Below are 16,459 nucleotides of genomic sequence, written 5' to 3' on the forward strand. Positions count from 1 at the left end.
CTTCGGCACTGCCTAATCTGGAAGCGTGCAACTCCTCTACAGCTGGTTCCGCCGCCACCCCACGGTGTCCGACACCGCGTGGGCGCTGCTGCTGCTCCTGCTGTCGTCGATGCAGATCCTCTCCACCCACAGCGTCGTCCAGTTGCTGATCTCGCTCTGCCTCTGCGGCCTGCTGTGCGTGCGGCGCATCTATCCGGACGCGACGCTGTGGATCGCGGCCGCCCTGTCCTTCGTGCAGCTCGCCTACGGCGACAACGTCTACGTGGCCGACATCGCGCTGCTGGTGCTCTGCTACGGCGCGGCGGCCTTCGGCAAGCCGTGGACCTCGCGGGCCGCGCTGATGCTGGGCTTCGCGTCCGGGCCGCTGGCGGTCATCGCCTTCGACCACACGGTGATGTCGCGTCCGTCGATGATCGCCGAGGCGCTGCTGGCCTCCACCCCGTTCGTGCTGAGCTGGGTGCTCGGCCGCTTCACCAGCATCCGCCGCGCCTACTACCTGGAGCTGGAGGACCGCGCCGCGCGGCTGGAGCGCGAGCGCGACGCGCAGGCCAAGGTCGCCGTCGCGGCGGAGCGCGCGCGGATCGCCAGGGAACTGCACGACGTGGTGGCGCACAACGTCTCGGTGATGATCGTCCAGGCGGACGGCGCCTCCTACGTGATGGACTCCTCGCCCGAACAGGCCAAGGAGGCGCTGGCCACCATCGCCGGCACCGGCCGCCAGGCGCTGACAGAGATGCGCCGCCTGCTGGGGCTGCTGCGCAGTGAGGAGACGACGGGCGAGTACGTCCCGCAGCCCGGCGTCGAGCAGCTGCCCGACCTGCTGGAGCAGGTCCGCAGCGCGGGCCTGCCGGTGGAGTTCAAGGTCGAGGGCGAGCCCAGGCCGCTGCCGCGCGGCGTGGAGCTGACGGCCTATCGCATCGTCCAGGAGGCGCTGACCAACGCCCGCAAGCACGGCGGCCCGCAGGCCAGCGCGACGGTCAGGATCAGCTTCGAGGACGGCGACCTCGCCATGGTCATCGAGGACGACGGCCGCGGCGCGAGCGCGCAGCTGGCCAAGGACGGCGGCGAGGACGGCTTCGGCCACGGCCTGATCGGCATGCGCGAGCGCGTCGGTATGGTCGGGGGCAGTCTCGACGCGGGGCCGAGGGTGGGCGGCGGTTTCCGCATCAAGGCCGTGCTTCCGCTGGGCCCGTCCCGTATCTGAAAGGCAGAGTTGTCCAAGTGACCGTCCGAATCATGCTGGTCGACGACCAGGAGCTGCTGCGCACCGGCTTCCGCATGGTGCTGCAGTCGCAGAGCGACATCGAGATCGTCGCGGAGGCCGGGGACGGCGCGCAGGCGCTGGAGGTCCTGGCGGACACCGAGGTAGACGTGGTCCTGATGGACGTCCGCATGCCCCGCCTGGACGGCGTGGAGGCCACCCGCCGCATCTGCGATCCCGCGACGCGGCTGGCGTCCTCGCCGCGGGTGCTGATCCTGACCACCTTCGACCTGGACGAGTACGCGTTCTCTGCGCTGAAGGCCGGGGCGAGCGGCTTCCTGCTGAAGGACGTCCCGCCGGTGGAGCTGGTCGCGGCGATCCGCGCGGTCAGCAGCGGCGAGGCGGTGGTCGCGCCGACGACGACGCGGCGGATGATCGACCGGTTCACGACCGTGCTGCCGGCCGCCGGGCCCACGAAGCTCCCGCCGGAGGTCGAACGCCTGACGGACCGTGAGCGCGAGGTCCTGCTGCTGGTGGCCCAGGGCCTCTCCAACGGCGAGATCGCCATGGGCCTGGGCCTCTCCGAGGCGACGGTGAAGACCCACGTCGGAAGGATCCTGACCAAGCTGGGCCTCCGCGACCGCGTCCAGGCCGTCGTCCTGGCGTACGAGACCGGCATCGTTCAGGCACGCGGGTAACCGTCAGAGGCCTTGCCTGGTTTCTCGCCTGCAGAGCCCGGCGCGCCCCTGAGGGGTCATCCCAGGAGCGAAAGGAACTCCGTCAGCGCGTCGGCGATCTCCTGGGGGGACCAGTCCAGGGCGGGGTCGGCGACGGTGATCTCGGTCAGGGCCAGGCCCGGGACGGGGCTGTCGCGCCAGCCGCCGAACAGGGCCCGCTTGGTTTCCTCCGCCTGACGGAGCGTCGCCTCGTTGAGGGCTTCGGCGGTGAAGGGGAGCCAGAACTGGAACTGGTGCGTCTGCGGGACCGCCGGGTGGACGCGGGAGCCGGGGGCCGTGGCGAGGGCCAGGGCGACCTGCTTGGCGTGGACGACGTAGTCGTCGAGGCGGGGGATTTCGCGGTCCAGCCCGATCAGCGCGGCCAGCGCAGCGGGCCACTGCTGGAACAGCTGGCCGCCGTAGCGGTGCCGCCAGGCCTTCGCCTGGGCGACGAAGTCCGTCGGGCCGGCCAGCGCCGCGCCGCTGACGCCGCCGAGGGTCTTGTAGAAGGACACGTACACCGAGTCCGCCAGCTCCGCGATCTCCCGCAGCGGGACGCCGAAGTGCCGGACGGTCTCCCACAGGCGCGCGCCGTCGAAGTGCACCACCGCGTCCCGGTCCCGAGCCGCCTGGACCGTGGCCGTGAGCTCCGCCCAGGACGGCAGGACGAAGCCCGCGTCGCGCAGCGGCAGCTCCAGCATCAGCGTGCCGAACGGCTCGCCGCAGTCGGCGACCTCGCTCGCCGTCGGCAGGCGCGGCGCGGTCGTCGGCCAGACGCTGCGCAGGTCGCTCAGTTGGGCGTAGGCGTGCCGCTCGTGCACCTCGGGGTGGGCCAGCGGGTGCATCGCGACGAGGTCGTTGCCGGTCCGTTCGGCCCAGCAGCGCAGGGCGACCTGCTGGGCCATCGTGCCGGTCGGGAAGAACGCCGCGGCCTCCGTGCCGAGCAGCTCGGCGACGCGGTCCTCCAGCGCGGCGACGATGCCGTCGCCGTAGACGTCGGACCGCCCGTCCAGGTCGTACGCGGCGCGGCCGGCGTCGCCGGAGAGGTCGGCCAGTCGCTCGGCCAGGCTCTGCGGGCGGACCCCGGACAGCTGCCGTTCGCAGCCGCGCAGCGCCAGGAAACGGCGCTCGACGGGGTCGGTCGTGGTGGTCTCGTCTGCGTCAGCCATGGGGCCAGCCTCTCAGACGCGGCCGCCGCTCTCGCCTCGGACGAGGCTCCCGCGGGCGCGGCCGATGACGTACGATCCGCAGCGCCCGTCAGTGCACTCCGGAGGAACCGTGTCCCAAGCGCTCGCCAAGCTGGTGCTGTCTCCCTTGGCGCGGATGATCTACCGGCCGGTCGTGATCGGACGTGAGAACGTCCCCAAGCGCGGCGCCGTCATCATCGCCAGCAACCACCTCGCCGCCATCGACAGCGCGGTGATCCCGCTGCTCGCGCCGCGTCCCGTGTCGTTCCTGGCCAAGGCGGAGTACTTCACCGGGACGGGGATCAAGGGCTGGTTCACCAAGCTCTTCTTCTCCTCGATGGACTCGATCCCGGTCGAGCGCGGCACCCACCGTTCGGCGCAGGCCTCCCTCGACGCCGGGCTGGCGGTACTCCAGGAGGGTGGTGCGTTCGGGATCTACCCCGAGGGGACCCGCTCCCGCGACGGGCGGCTCTACCGGGGGCGCACCGGAGTGGCCTGGCTCGCGCTGGCCTCAGGCGCGCCGGTCGTGCCGGTGGCGCTGACCGGGACGGAGCGGATCCAGCCGGTCGGCAAGCTGCTGCCGCGGATCCGCCGGGTCACGATCAGGTTCGGCGAGCCGATCGACTTCTCGGATCGGATCGGGGTCACCCCGGTCGGCCCGGTCCGCCGCGAGGTGACCGACCAGATCATGGACGCGATCCACGCCCTGTCCGCGCAGCCACGGGCCGACGTCTACAACGAGCCGCCCAGGGCGGCGTAGCGGGCGGCGTCGCGGGGCCCTCCGGTCCGCGACGTTGCGTACGCCACACCGCCGCACCGCCGCGTCGGTCGCACCGTAAACTGGCTCGGAACGTCTGGTACCCCCACCTGGGACTGGAACGGAACTGCACCGCTGTGAGGCGTCGGCAATGAGCAGTGAGTCATGAGCGCGGACGAGTTCGGCCTGCCGGTCTTCGGCGATCCCGACCCGAGCGCGCCCGACAACCGGCCCGCGCGGCTGGCCGTCGGCATCGTCGGCACCGGGCGCGTCGGCCCAGCGCTGGGCGCCGCGCTGCAGTACGCGGGGCACAAGGTGGTCGCCGCCTCGGGTGTCTCGCTGGCGTCGCAGCGGCGCGCGAACGCGCTGCTTCCCGGGGTGCGGCTGGTCACGCCGCCGCAGGTGATGGCCGCCGCCGATCTGGTGCTGCTGACCGTGCCCGACGACGCGCTGGCCGACCTGGTCGCCGGGCTCGCCGCGACCGGCGCCGTGCGTTCCGGGCAGCTGCTCGCGCACACCTCGGGCGCGCAGGGCATCGCGGTGCTCGAACCCGCCACCAGGGCCGGTGCGCTGCCGCTGGCCCTGCACCCCGCGATGACCTTCACCGGCACCAGCGTCGACGTGGCCCGGCTGGCCGGCTGCCCGTTCGGCGTCACCGCGCCGGAGGAGCTGCGCCCGGTGGCCGAGGCGCTGGTCGTCGAGATGGGCGGGGAGCCGGAGTGGATCCCCGAGGCCGCCAGGCCGCTCTACCACACGGCTCTGGCGCACGGTTCGAACCACCTGGTCACACTCGTCGCGCAGGCGATGGAGCTGCTGTCGCTGGCCGGCGTCGCCGAGCCGGGACGGATGCTCGGCCCGCTGCTGGGCGCGGCGCTGGACAACACCCTGCGCGCCGGGGACGCCGCCCTGACCGGCCCGGTCGCCCGGGGCGACGCCGGCACGGTCCGCGCCCACATCGGCGAGCTGCACCGGACCACCCCCCAGCTGCTGGAGACCTACCGGGCGATGGCCCGCGCCACCGCCGACCGTGCGCTGGCCAACGGCATGCTCAAGCCCGAGGCCGCCGAGGCCCTGCTGGACGCCCTCGCGGAGGAGACCTGATGACCTTCCTGGTGAACACCGCGCGCGAGCTCGAGGCGGCCCCGCGCGGCGGCGGCCCCCGCGCCGTCGTGATGACCATGGGCGCCCTGCACGAGGGCCACGCCACGCTGATCCGCGCCGCCCGCGAGCGGGCCGGGGCGGAGGGCACGGTCGTGGTCACCGTCTTCGTCAACCCGCTGCAGTTCGGCGCGGGCGAGGACCTGGACCGCTATCCGCGCACCCTGGAGGCCGACCTGGTGCTGGCGGGCGACGCGGGCGCGGACCTGGTCTTCGCGCCCTCCGTCGAGGAGGTCTACCCCGGCGGCGAGCCGCAGGTCAGGCTGAGCGCCGGGCCGATGGGCACGGGCTACGAGGGCGCCTCGCGGCCGGGCCACTTCGACGGGATGCTGACCGTCGTCGCCAAGCTGCTCCACCTGACCGGCCCCGACCTGGCCTTCTTCGGGGAGAAGGACGGCCAGCAGCTGGCCCTCATCCGGCGCATGGTCGCCGACCTCAACTTCCCGGTGGAGATCGTGGGCGTGCCGACCGTCCGCGAGGCGGACGGTCTGGCCCTGTCCAGCCGCAACCGCTTCCTCTCCGCCGAGGAGCGGAAGCGCGCGCTCGCGCTCTCCCGCGCGCTCTTCGCCGGGCGGGACGCCCGCGCGGCGGGCGCGGATCCTTCGGCGGTGCGGAAGACGGCCCTCGGCGTGCTCGAGGAGGCGGGGAGCGGCATCGCCCTCGACTACCTCGGGCTGATCGACCCGTCCGACTTCACCGAGATCGACAGGGACGACTTCACCGGCGAGGCGGTTCTGGCCGTCGCCGCCAAGGTGGGGGCGACCCGGCTCATCGACAACGTCCGCATCCGGTTCTGACGCCCGTCAGCAGCCCAGGCATGTACTTCCCCCAGGAGACGTGACCACCCATGATCCGCACGATGCTCAAGTCCAAGATCCACCGGGCCACCGTCACCCAGGCCGACCTGCACTACGTCGGCTCGGTCACCGTGGACGAGGACCTGCTCGACGCCGCCGACATCCTGCCCGGCGAGCTGGTCCACATCGTCGACATCGACAACGGCGCGCGCCTGGAGACCTACACCATCGCCGGCGCGCGCGGCACCGGCGTGATCGGCATCAACGGCGCGGCGGCCCGCCTGGTCCACCCCGGTGACCTGGTCATCCTCATCGCCTACGGGCAGATGGAGGACGCCGAGGCCCGCGCGTACACGCCGCGTATCGTCTTCGTTGACCGCGACAACCGGATCAGCCACACCGGCGCGGACGCCGCCGCTGCTCCAGAGGGCAGCGGTCTGACGCGGGGCGACGCGATCGGGACGATCGCGCCGCAGCCCGCCTACGCAGTACGGAGCCAGTCATGACAGTGCGCAGACTCGCCGCCCCTGCACCGGGCTGGATCACGACCGCGGACGTGGTCGTGGTCGGCTCCGGCGTCGCGGGGCTGACCACGGCGCTGCGCGTGCGCGCCGCCGGGCTGCGGGTGCTGGTCGTCACCAAGGCGATGCTCGACGACGGGTCGACCCGCTGGGCGCAGGGCGGCATCGCCGCGGCGCTGGGCGACGGCGACACCCCCGAGCAGCATCTGCAGGACACCCTGGTCGCCGGCGCGGGCCTGTGCGACGAGGACGCCGTGCGGACGCTGGTCACCGAGGGCCCGGACGCGGTCCGCCGCCTGATCGCCACCGGAGCGGCGTTCGACCGCGACGGCGACGGCGAGATCATGCTCACCCGCGAGGGCGGCCACCACCGTCGCCGCATCGCCCACGCGGGCGGCGACGCCACCGGCGCGGAGATATCGCGTGCGCTGGTCGCGGCCGTCCGCGAGGACGAGGGCGTCGAGCTGATCGAGCACGCGCTGGTGCTCGACCTGCTGACCGACGCGGAGGGCCGCACCGCGGGCCTCACCCTGCACGTGATGGGCGAGGGTCAGCGCGACGGCGTCGGCGCGGTCCACGCCCGGGCCGTGGTGCTGGCCACGGGCGGGCTCGGGCAGGTCTTCTCCGCCACGACCAACCCGGCCGTCTCCACCGGCGACGGCGTCGCGCTGGCGCTGCGCGCCGGCGCCGAGGTCGCCGACCTGGAGTTCGTGCAGTTCCACCCGACGGTGCTCTGGCTGGGCCCGGACGCGGAGGGACAGCAGCCGCTGATCTCCGAGGCGGTCCGCGGCGAGGGCGCCCACCTGGTGGACGCGGACGGCGTCCGCTTCATGGTCGGCCGGCACGAGCTCGCCGAGCTCGCCCCGCGCGACATCGTCGCCAAGGGCATCATGCGGCGGATGCAGGAGACCGGCGCGGAGCACATGTTCCTGGACGGCCGGCACTTCGGCGCGGAGATGTGGGAGGAGCGCTTCCCCACCATCCTCGCCTCCTGCCGCGCGCACGGGATCGACCCGGTGACGGAACTGATCCCGGTCGCCCCCGCCTCGCACTACGCCTCCGGCGGGGTTCGCACCGACCTGCGCGGCCACACCTCGGTCTCCGGCCTCTACGCCTGCGGCGAGGTCGCCTGCACCGGTGTGCACGGCGCGAACCGGCTGGCGTCGAACTCGCTGCTGGAGGGCCTGGTCTTCGCCGAGCGGATCGCGGCCGACATCATCGAGCGGGACCGGCTGGGCAAGCTGGCGCCGCGTCACGAGGACACCACCCGCCCGGTGGAGATCGTCCCGCTGCTGGCCGCGGAGGCGCGGGCCGAGATCCAGCGGGTGATGACCCGCGGGGTCGGCGTGCTGCGCTCCGCCGAGAGCATGGCCGGGGCCGCCGAGGGGCTTGCCGCCCTGGTGGGGTCCGACCTGGAGAAGAACGAGCCTCCGCAGGTGGAGACCTGGGAGGCCACCAACCTCCACCTGGTCGCCTCCGCGCTGACGGCCGCGGCACTGCTCCGCGAGGAGACCCGCGGCTGCCACTGGCGCGAGGACGCGCCGGATCGCGACGACGTCCACTGGCAGAAGCACCTGATCACGACCTTGAACGAAGGACGTCTGCAAGTGCGTTAGGTGCAGCCACCTCAGGGGCGCGGGGAACTGCGCGAGCAACCACCGGCATGCGGATGGCCCCGCTCGTTCGGCGCGCACCTGGGTGGGTGGCTTGTCGCGCAGTTCCTCGCACCCCCGAACACTCCGTCCCTCTCTGCAAAAAGGAATCCGACGTGCACACCCACGAAGAACTCGAGATCGTCGACGCCTGCGGCGACGGCTGCGCCTGCGGTGAGGGCGAGTACGAGACCGGGCTGGACCCGGAGCTCGCCGCGCTGCTGGAGGCCGCGGGCCTGGACCCGGTCGAGGTCGAGGACATCGCCACGCTCGCGCTCGCCGAGGACCTGGCCGGGGGAGAGGACGTCACCTCCGTCGCCACCGTGCCGGCCGACGCCGTCGCCACCGCGGACTTCGTCGCGCGGGAGGCCGGTGTCGTCGCCGGCCTGCGGATCGCGGAGGCGGTGATCTCGCTGGTCGCCGAGGAGGAGTTCTCCGTCGAGCGGCACGTCGAGGACGGCACGTCCGTCGCCGCGGGCACGGTGCTGCTCAGCGTCACCACCCGGACCCGCGACCTGCTGACGGCCGAGCGCTCCGCGCTCAACTTGCTCTGCCACCTGTCCGGCATCGCCACCGCCACCCGCGCCTGGGCCGACGCCCTGGACGGCACCGAGGCCGTCGTGCGGGACACCCGCAAGACGACCCCCGGCCTGCGCGCGCTGGAGAAGTACGCCGTCCGCTGCGGCGGCGGGGCCAACCACCGGATGGCGCTGTCGGACGCCGCGCTCGTCAAGGACAACCACGTCGTCGCCGCGGGCGGCGTCGCCGAGGCGTTCCTGGCCGTGCGCGCCGCCTACCCGGACCTCCCGGTCGAGGTCGAGGTCGACACGCTCGCCCAGATCCCGCCGGTGCTGGAGGCCGGTGCGGACCTGATCCTGCTCGACAACTTCGGCGTCGACGAGCTGCGCGAGGCCGTCGCGCTGGTGGGCGGCCGGGCCAAGCTCGAGTCCTCCGGCGGCCTGACCCTCGCCAACGCTCGCGCCGTCGCCGAGACCGGCGTCGACTACCTCGCGGTGGGTGCGCTGACCCACTCGTCGCCGATTCTTGACATCGGCCTCGACCTGCGCGGATAGTCCTCCCGCCCTCCCACCCGCCATCGAGGCCCGGCTGTTCCAGAAAGCGACAAGCGCCCATGCTGCTCACGATCGACGTCGGCAACACCCACACCGTCCTCGGACTGTTCGACGGTGAGGAGATCGTCGAGCACTGGCGGGTCTCCACCGACCCGCGCCGCACCGCGGACGAACTCGCGGTGCTGATCCAGGGGCTCATGGGCGCCCACCCGATGCTGCGCACCGAGTCCGTCGACGGGCTGGCGATCTGCTGCACGGTCCCGACCGTGCTGCACGAGCTGCGCGAGGTGACCCGGCGTTACTACGGCGACGTGCCCGCCGTGCTGGTCGAGCCGGGCGTCAAGACCGGCGTGCACGTGCTGACCGACAACCCCAAGGAGGTCGGCACCGACCGGATCGTCAACACCCTGGCCGCGAAGCACCTGTACGGCGGGCCGTGCATCATCGTCGACTTCGGCACCGCGACCAGCTTCGACGCCGTCAACGAGCGCGGTGACTTCGTCGGCGGCGCGATCGCGCCCGGCATCGAGATCTCGGTGGAGGCGCTGGGCGTGCGCGGCGCGATGCTGCGGAAGATCGAGGTGACCCGGCCGCGCAGCGTCATCGGCAAGAACACCGTCGAGGCGATGCAGTCCGGGGTGCTTTTCGGATTCGCCGGCCAGGTGGACGGAATAGTGAACCGGATGGCGGCGGAGCTTTCGGAGAACCCCGACGACGTCCAGGTCATCGCCACCGGCGGGCTGGCCCCGCTGGTGCTGGGCGAGGCGACCAGCATCGACGTGCACGAGCCGTGGCTCACCCTGGTCGGTCTGCGGCTCGTCTACGAACGGAACACGGCCACCAGCTGATTCGCCGGGCCCGCCGAGCACACGGCCGAACGGCTGGCTTTGTTCGGACGACCCGCCGACATGCTCGTGGTTCATCCGATTTTCCCTTTTCGCTACGTACAGTCATCCCATGCCTACGCCTCACGGGTCGCGCGGCGGCATGGCCTTCAGCGCAGACGAGCTGCGAGTCCTCCGGCGGGCCCTCGCCCACGTCCTCAATCCACCGATCGGCGCCGACGCCAGACCGGACGGGTCCGCCCGTGCCGCCTGGGTGGAGGACGTCCAGGACGTCCTCCGGCTGTCCGAGGCGATCGACGAGGCGGTGCTGGAAGGCGGCAGAATGCGCGCCTTCGCGCTCGCCGAGCTGGTCCGGTACCGCGCCGCGCTGCCGGGCAGCGCGTCCGGCTATGTGGAGCGGCTTGAGGAGGCCGTCGCCGACGGCTACCTGCCGGACTCCGAGGACCTGACGGCCCTGCGCTCGGTCAGCGCGCTGCCCTGCGCCCAGCCCGAGCGCGCCCGCCGGGCGTCGCTGCGGCAGCGTTGCGCCGAGCTCGCGGAGGCGGGCGTGCGGCGTCGGCTCGACATCCCGCCCGTCGTCGCCCTCGCCGCCCCGCGCTCCGCTCCAGAGCTGTCGGTGGCGGTGCGTCAGGTGGCGGAGCCTCCGGCGGCAGAGCGTCCGGTGACCGAGCGTCAGGCACCGGAGATCCCACGGCCGCCGCGGATCGCGAGCGTGTCGATCGGGGGGAAGGTGGCGGATTTCGCGCGTGCGAACCGCCCGACCAGGCTGCGTGAGAAGACCCGCGCAGAGTCGTATCCCCTGCCCGTCCGTCGAGGAGGAACGATCGCCATGAGCAGCAGCACCGAGCACACCGGCCAGGCGTCCCGGCCCCAGCCCCACGCCCCCGCCCCGTCCCCGGCGCAGCCCGCGACCGGCCCCGTGCGGCCGGTGCGGCCGATCCCGACGCCCGGCGACCTGTTCCCGCGCGGCGTCCGGCCCTCGGGCGAGCAGGACGAGGAGCTGGCCACCGGCACCGGCTGAGCCGCCGCGGCGCCGAGGTAACGGTCGGGCCACAGGCCTGGCCTCCGGGTTCCCCGAGGTGTTTGGATCTTGCTTTCTTCTCGCCTCCTCCTCACCGGGAACCTCACATGGTGTTCGCACGCGCGCGGAGGACGGCCCTTCTCGGGGCCGTCGCCGCTGCCGCAGTCATCTCCGGCGGCCCGACCGCTCTCCCCGCGTTCGCTGCGGGCGCCGCTCCCGCCGGCGGCGGCAGGCAGTTCACCACCGTCGTCACCTCGCCCGAGGTGACGCTGCTGCCGCAGTCCGGCGGGGCGCAGGCCCGGTCCTTCCACGACGTCGGACTGGTCGTCATACCCGAGAGCGACGGCGTGACCGGGGTGAAGGTCGCCGTCGACGCGAGCTCGCTCGCCGGGCTCGTCGAGCTGTCGCTGCCGCAGAACTGCGCCTTCACCGACGCCGCCAAGGTGCACGCGAGCTGCACCCTGGCCGCGGTGGACGGGATCGCGCCGCTCCAGCTCGGCCTGCGCACCACCGCGTCCGCCGCCGTCGGGGCCAAGGGCACGGTCGCCTTCAAGGTCACCGCCGCGAACGCGACCGAGGACCCGGGCGACGACCCGGACACCACGGCGGTGACCGTCGGCGACGGCCCCGACGTGGCCGTGGGTCAGCTCCCGCCGGTGCTCGACCTGAGCTCGGGCAAGCCGGTCGAGGCCAACCCCTCCGTCAGCAACCTCGGTGACCGGGACGCCCACGGCGTCACGCTGGTGCTGTCCAGCCTGACCGAGGACTTCAAGGTCGGCGGCTCGTACGGCAACTGCCGCTACGGAGCCGACCTCCACATCTTCCCCGGCGCCCCGAAGAACGGGGTGGTCTGCCACTTCGACACGGTGGTCAGGCCCGGGGAGACCTACTGGCTGGGCGCGGCCGCGCCGGTCTCCGTCGCCGCATCGGGGACGGACGGCCTGGACGGCGCGCTGATCTACGGCTGGGACACCGCGGACGGGGCCGTCGCGTCCGGCGTGACCGGCGGCACGCCCGGCACCGGCGCCGCGCTGACCCTCGTCGCCTCCCCACCGGCGGCCAGGGCGGCCCAGGCCGTCGACATCAACTACGACAACAACCTGGGCCTCTCCGGCCTGCACGTCGTCAGCCAGGACGACCTCGCCGCCGTCGCGCACAACGTGCGCGGCACGGTGGGCCGGACGCTGACGGCCTCCTTCGGCGTGCGCAACGCCGGCAAGGTGCCGACCCGCGCGCTGCCCGGCACGGCCGACGTCACCGCCGTGATGGTGCTCGGCCTGCCCAAGGGCGTCCAGGTGGTCTCGGCGCCCAAGAACTGCGTCGACGACACCAAGGTCGGGAACTCGCTTAAGCACGCCCCGGCCGTCGCCCACGCCCGCACCGCGGCCGGCTTCGACCCGGCGACGGTGTACTTCTGCCCGGTCCAGCACGTGCTGCAGCCGGGCCAGGAGGCAGACTTCTCCTTCTCGCTCAAGCCGACCGAGCCGCTCCGGGCCGCCCAGGGCGCCGTCGTCGCGGCGGGTCAGGTCTCGGACGCGAACGAGGACGACAACCTCGCGACCTTCACGGTGACCGCGACCAAGGCCGCGCCGGGGAACCCGACCCCGAAGCCCTCGGCGCCGGCCTCGCAGTCGGCCGGATCGGCGTCGGCCTCCCCGGCGGCGGGCGGCGGCCTGGCGCACACCGGCGGCGGCTCGGACACGCTGCCGCTGGCGGGCGCGGGCGCGGCGGCGATCGTGCTGGGCGCGGGTGCGGTCCTGCTGGCCCGCCGTCGCCGGGCGGGTGCGGGCAGCCACGGCTGAGCCGCGGTCCGGGCCGGTATCGGCCCGCTGACTGAACCGGACCGGGACAGGACATGTCCCCGCGAAGAACTGACGAGTTCTTTGCGGTTGACTGTCCTGTCCTGTCCCTTTGTGGCCGAAGTATCGGGCCGGGGTCTCGGCCGCGAGACGGGTGGGAAGCGGGCGCCCGGCCCGCGCCGCCCGGGCTCTCCGGGATATCGGGTGGCGGGGCACCGCCGTGCGGTCGATACCCTGGTGGGGTGAGCGATCAGCAGACCCCCGCAGCCGCAGCCGGCTCCGCAGCAGCCCAGGACGACCTTCCCGAGCAGATGCGGGTGAGGCGCGAGAAGCTGGAGCGGCTGCGCGCCGCCGGCGTCGACCCGTACCCGGTCGGATTCCCGCGCACCAGCACGCTGGCCGACCTGCGGGCGGCCTACCCCGGCCTGGAGCCGGACACCGCCACCGGTGAGCGCGCCGGCGTCACCGGCCGCGTCGTGCTCAGCCGGACCGGCGGCAAGCTCTGCTTCGCCACGCTCCGCGACGGCACCGGCGACCTGCAGGTCATGCTCTCCCTCGACAAGCTCGGCGAGGACCGCCTGGCCGCCTGGAAGGGCGACATCGACCTCGGCGACCATGTCGGGGTCGAGGGCGAGGTGATCACCTCCAAGCGGGGCGAGCTGTCGATCATGGTCGACCGCTGGGAGCTGACGGCCAAGTGCCTGCGCCCGCTGCCGGACAAGCACAAGGGCCTGTCCGACCCCGAGGCCAGGGTCCGCCAGCGCTACGTGGACCTGATCGTGAACCCCGAGGCCCGCGAGATGCTGCAGCTGCGCGTCCGGGTGCTGCGCTCGCTGCGCGACACCTTCGAGCGCCGCGGCTTCCTCGAGGTCGAGACGCCGATGCTGCAGCCGATCCACGGCGGGGCCAACGCGCGTCCGTTCACGACGCACATCAACGCCTACGACATGACGCTCTACCTGCGCATCGCCACCGAGCTCTACCTCAAGCGGCTGATGGTCGGCGGCGTGGAGAAGGTCTTCGAGATCAACAGGAACTTCCGCAACGAGGGCGCGGACGCGACCCACAACCCGGAGTTCACCGCGATCGAGTCCTACGAGGCCTACGGCGACTACGACACCCAGGCCGAGCTGACCCGTGAGCTCATCCTCAACGCGGCCAAGGACGCGCTGGGCACCACCGTGATCCGCGGCCTGGACCAGCACGGCGAGGAGGTCGAGATCGACCTGGCCGAGCCGTGGGAGGAGATCAGCGTCTACCCGGGCATCAGCGCCCGGCTCGGCGTCGAGGTGACCCCGCAGACCTCGGTCGACGAACTGCGCAAGCTCGCCGACGAGCACGGCGTGCCCTACGAGAAGAAGTGGGGCCACGGCCAGCTGATCCTGGAGTTCGTCGAGCGGCTGCTGGAGCACAACGCGGTCCGGCCGACCTTCATCAGGGACTACCCCACCGAGGTCTCCCCGCTGACCCGCAAGCACCGCTCGATCGACGGCGTCGCGGAGAAGTGGGACCTGGTGATCTTCGGCAAGGAGGTCGCCACCGCCTACTCCGAGCTGATCGACCCGATCGACCAGCGCGAGCGCCTCACCGCCCAGTCGCTGCTGGCGGCCGGCGGCGACGTCGAGGCGATGCAGGTGGACGAGGACTTCCTGCGGGCCCTGGAGTACGGCATGCCGCCCACCGGCGGCATGGGCATGGGCGTGGACCGGCTGGTGATGCTGCTCACCGGAAAGCCGATCAGGGAGACCCTCCTCTTCCCGCTCGTGAAGCCCGAGTAGAGTCGACGCCATGCAGTACATCGAGGCACTGACCCCGCCCGTCGTGATGGCCGTCGCGTTCGGCTTCATGATTCGTGCGATCTTCCGCAACCAGGGCGGCGCCAACGCCGCCAAGGAGGATGCGGCCGCCGAGGCGATCACGCTGTCCCAGGAGTAGGGAACACCGGCCGAGGGGTGCGGGGTGAAAACCCCGCACCCCTCTGTCATGCCCTGTGGATTAATTCGGGCAAAAGTGATATTTGCACTGTATGGCGCGCCCACTCGGTGAACTCGAGAACGAGGTGATGACCCGGCTCTGGCAGTGGAACCGGCTGGTCACCGTTCGCGAGGTGCTGGAGGATCTCCAGCAGGAACGCGAGATCGCTTACACCACGGTCATGACGGTGATGGACAAGCTGTTCCAGAAGGGCTGGCTGCGCAGGGAACAGGAAGGGCGCGCCTATCGATATGCGCCGGTGTCGACGCGCGAGGCGTATACCGCGACGTTGATGAACGACGCGTGGGAGACGAGTGACAACCCGGCGGCGGCTCTGGTGCACTTCTTCGGCATGATGTCGCCGGAGCAGCAGGAGGCGCTCGGCGACGCCCTGCGGGTCTTCGCGCCCTCGCTCTTCCCGGCCGATATCGACGCCTCCGTCGACGCCCCGGAGGAGGCTGTGCGGGACGGCGACCCCGCACGGTAGCGTCTCTCCATGCAGGTCACCATCCGCCGCGCGCGGACCACCGATGTGCCCACGATCCGGCGGCTCGTGGACGGCTACGCCCGCGAACGGATCCTCCTCAACAAGCCGACGGTGACCCTGTTCGAGTCGCTGCAGGAGTTCTGGGTGGCGGAACGGGACGACAATGCCGAGGTCGTCGCGTGCGGAGCGCTGCATGTCATGTGGGAGGATCTCGCGGAGGTCCGCACCTTGGCGGTGGACCGTTCCTGCCGCGGTACCGGCATCGGTCACCTGCTGCTGCGGAAGCTGGTGGAGACGGCCCGCTGGATCGGTGTGCGTCGTATTTTCTGCCTGACGTTCGAAGTCGAGTTCTTCACCAAACACGGCTTCCAGGAGATCGCCTCGACTCCGGTCGACGCCGGCGTCTACGACGAGCTCTCGCGGAGCTACGACGAAGGCGTCGCGGAGTTCCTGGATCTCGAACGCGTCAAGCCGAACACCCTCGGCAACACCCGGATGCTTCTGCATCTGTGAGAGATGAGTTCTCCGGGGCCGGTTGAATTTTTCCCGCAAAGACGGTTTGCTTTCCTACAAGTAATCCAGGCTTTTGAGGAAAGGGACAGCCCGTGGCGCAGAAGGTCCAGGTCCTTCTTGTCGACGATCTCGAAGGCGGCGAGGCTGACGAGACAGTGACGTTCGCTCTCGACGGGGTTGCCTACGAGATCGATCTCACCCACGCCAATGCGGGCAAGCTGCGCGAGCTGCTGGCCCCGTACACGGACAAGGGACGCAAGCAGAGCGGCCGCCTGGCCGGTGGGCGCGGTCGTGGCCGCGCCGCCGCCGCACGGCCGGTGGGCGGGAACCCGGACACCGCGAAGATGCGCGCCTGGGCCAAGGAGCAGGGCTTCGAGGTCAACGAGCGCGGCCGGGTGCCGAGCAACATCCGCGAGGAGTACGAGAAGGCGCACAGCTGATCCGCGCCTGACGCTGTGCCGGGACGGTCGGCCACGGGTCGGCCGGCCGGGGCAGCCCGGCGAGCTGGGTGCGGGCGCAGGCGTCGGCGCAGGCGTCCACCAGGCGCGGCGGCGGCAGCGGGCCGGGGCTGCGGCCCTCGCGCAGCCGGCGCGCGGACGGGAGCCGGCCGGCCTCGTGGCCGCGCAGCACGCCGTCGAGGTGGGCCCAGCCGAGCCAACGCAGCAGGGCGGGCAGTTCCGCCGCCACCCCGACGGGGAGCGGCAGCAGCAGCCGTCCACCGGCCTCGGCGCCTTCGGGTCCGTCCGCGGCCCCGGCAA

Annotated in this window: 17 protein-coding genes; 16 read left to right on the plus strand and 1 reads right to left on the minus strand. The window is 72.3% G+C overall.

The window, feature by feature from the left end:
- Positions 1–25 precede the first annotated feature (25 nt).
- Entirely contained in the window at positions 26–1,204 is a 1,179-nt protein-coding gene (locus BS83_RS07850; RefSeq protein WP_037602177.1) for a sensor histidine kinase, read from the plus strand.
- A gap of 17 nt (positions 1,205–1,221) precedes the next feature.
- On the plus strand, positions 1,222–1,899 hold the full coding sequence (locus BS83_RS07855) for a response regulator (protein WP_037602179.1): 678 nt from the start codon (positions 1,222–1,224) through the stop codon (positions 1,897–1,899).
- 56 nt (positions 1,900–1,955) lie between these two features.
- Here BS83_RS07855 and BS83_RS07860 read toward each other — a convergent pair whose 3' ends face one another.
- Positions 1,956–3,086, minus strand: a complete 1,131-nt coding sequence (locus tag BS83_RS07860; RefSeq protein ID WP_037602180.1) for a threonine aldolase family protein — start codon at positions 3,084–3,086, stop codon at positions 1,956–1,958.
- A 109-nt stretch (positions 3,087–3,195) separates the two neighbouring features.
- On the opposite strand from BS83_RS07860, the gene BS83_RS07865 reads away from it, so the two are divergent.
- The 14 genes from BS83_RS07865 to BS83_RS07930 all read left to right on the plus strand — a co-directional run bounded on the left by BS83_RS07865 (position 3,196) and on the right by BS83_RS07930 (position 16,141).
- Positions 3,196–3,864 carry a lysophospholipid acyltransferase family protein gene (locus BS83_RS07865; RefSeq protein ID WP_037602182.1) on the plus strand — a complete coding sequence of 223 codons (669 nt, stop codon included), beginning with the start codon at positions 3,196–3,198 and terminating at the stop codon, positions 3,862–3,864.
- A gap of 162 nt (positions 3,865–4,026) precedes the next feature.
- A complete protein-coding gene (locus BS83_RS07870) occupies positions 4,027–4,962 on the plus strand; it encodes a Rossmann-like and DUF2520 domain-containing protein (RefSeq protein WP_051942764.1) in 936 nt (311 codons plus the stop codon).
- Positions 4,962–5,816, plus strand: a complete 855-nt coding sequence (gene panC, locus BS83_RS07875) for a pantoate--beta-alanine ligase (protein ID WP_037602184.1) — start codon at positions 4,962–4,964, stop codon at positions 5,814–5,816. Before BS83_RS07870 ends, panC begins: the two co-directional genes overlap by 1 nt.
- Positions 5,817–5,866: 50 nt before the next feature.
- Positions 5,867–6,322, plus strand: coding sequence for an aspartate 1-decarboxylase (panD, locus tag BS83_RS07880; protein WP_037602186.1), 456 nt, complete (start codon positions 5,867–5,869; stop codon positions 6,320–6,322).
- The gene (locus tag BS83_RS07885; protein ID WP_051942765.1) at positions 6,319–7,953 is read left to right on the plus strand and encodes an L-aspartate oxidase; all 1,635 of its coding nucleotides are present in this window, start codon (positions 6,319–6,321) and stop codon (positions 7,951–7,953) included. Before panD ends, BS83_RS07885 begins: the two co-directional genes overlap by 4 nt.
- A 53-nt stretch (positions 7,954–8,006) precedes the next feature.
- A complete protein-coding gene (gene nadC / locus BS83_RS07890; protein WP_084713259.1) occupies positions 8,007–9,062 on the plus strand; it encodes a carboxylating nicotinate-nucleotide diphosphorylase in 1,056 nt (351 codons plus the stop codon).
- A 59-nt stretch (positions 9,063–9,121) separates the two neighbouring features.
- Positions 9,122–9,910 (plus strand): type III pantothenate kinase, encoded by a 789-nt coding sequence (locus tag BS83_RS07895; RefSeq protein WP_037602188.1) that lies wholly within the window; start codon positions 9,122–9,124, stop codon positions 9,908–9,910.
- 109 nt (positions 9,911–10,019) lie between these two features.
- Positions 10,020–10,928 (plus strand): FUSC family protein, encoded by a 909-nt coding sequence (locus BS83_RS41520; protein ID WP_198035164.1) that lies wholly within the window; start codon positions 10,020–10,022, stop codon positions 10,926–10,928.
- A gap of 107 nt (positions 10,929–11,035) precedes the next feature.
- Entirely contained in the window at positions 11,036–12,730 is a 1,695-nt protein-coding gene (locus BS83_RS07905; RefSeq protein ID WP_037602190.1) for an LPXTG cell wall anchor domain-containing protein, read from the plus strand.
- 239 nt (positions 12,731–12,969) lie between these two features.
- Entirely contained in the window at positions 12,970–14,505 is a 1,536-nt protein-coding gene (lysX, locus tag BS83_RS07910; RefSeq protein WP_084713205.1) for a bifunctional lysylphosphatidylglycerol synthetase/lysine--tRNA ligase LysX, read from the plus strand.
- Positions 14,506–14,515: 10 nt separating this feature from the next.
- A complete protein-coding gene (locus tag BS83_RS46320) occupies positions 14,516–14,662 on the plus strand; it encodes a hypothetical protein (RefSeq protein WP_037602194.1) in 147 nt (48 codons plus the stop codon).
- Between the two features lie 91 nt (positions 14,663–14,753).
- Positions 14,754–15,188 carry a BlaI/MecI/CopY family transcriptional regulator gene (locus tag BS83_RS07920; RefSeq protein WP_037602196.1) on the plus strand — a complete coding sequence of 145 codons (435 nt, stop codon included), beginning with the start codon at positions 14,754–14,756 and terminating at the stop codon, positions 15,186–15,188.
- Positions 15,189–15,197: 9 nt separating this feature from the next.
- Positions 15,198–15,701 (plus strand): amino-acid N-acetyltransferase, encoded by a 504-nt coding sequence (locus BS83_RS07925; RefSeq protein WP_037602198.1) that lies wholly within the window; start codon positions 15,198–15,200, stop codon positions 15,699–15,701.
- A gap of 92 nt (positions 15,702–15,793) precedes the next feature.
- Complete coding sequence (locus BS83_RS07930) at positions 15,794–16,141, plus strand: histone-like nucleoid-structuring protein Lsr2 (protein WP_037602200.1); 348 nt, start codon at positions 15,794–15,796, stop codon at positions 16,139–16,141.
- The last annotated feature ends 318 nt before the right edge of the window (positions 16,142–16,459 follow it).

The sequence above is a fragment of the Streptacidiphilus rugosus AM-16 genome, from assembly GCF_000744655.1.
In the GTDB taxonomy this organism is placed as follows: domain Bacteria; phylum Actinomycetota; class Actinomycetes; order Streptomycetales; family Streptomycetaceae; genus Streptacidiphilus; species Streptacidiphilus rugosus.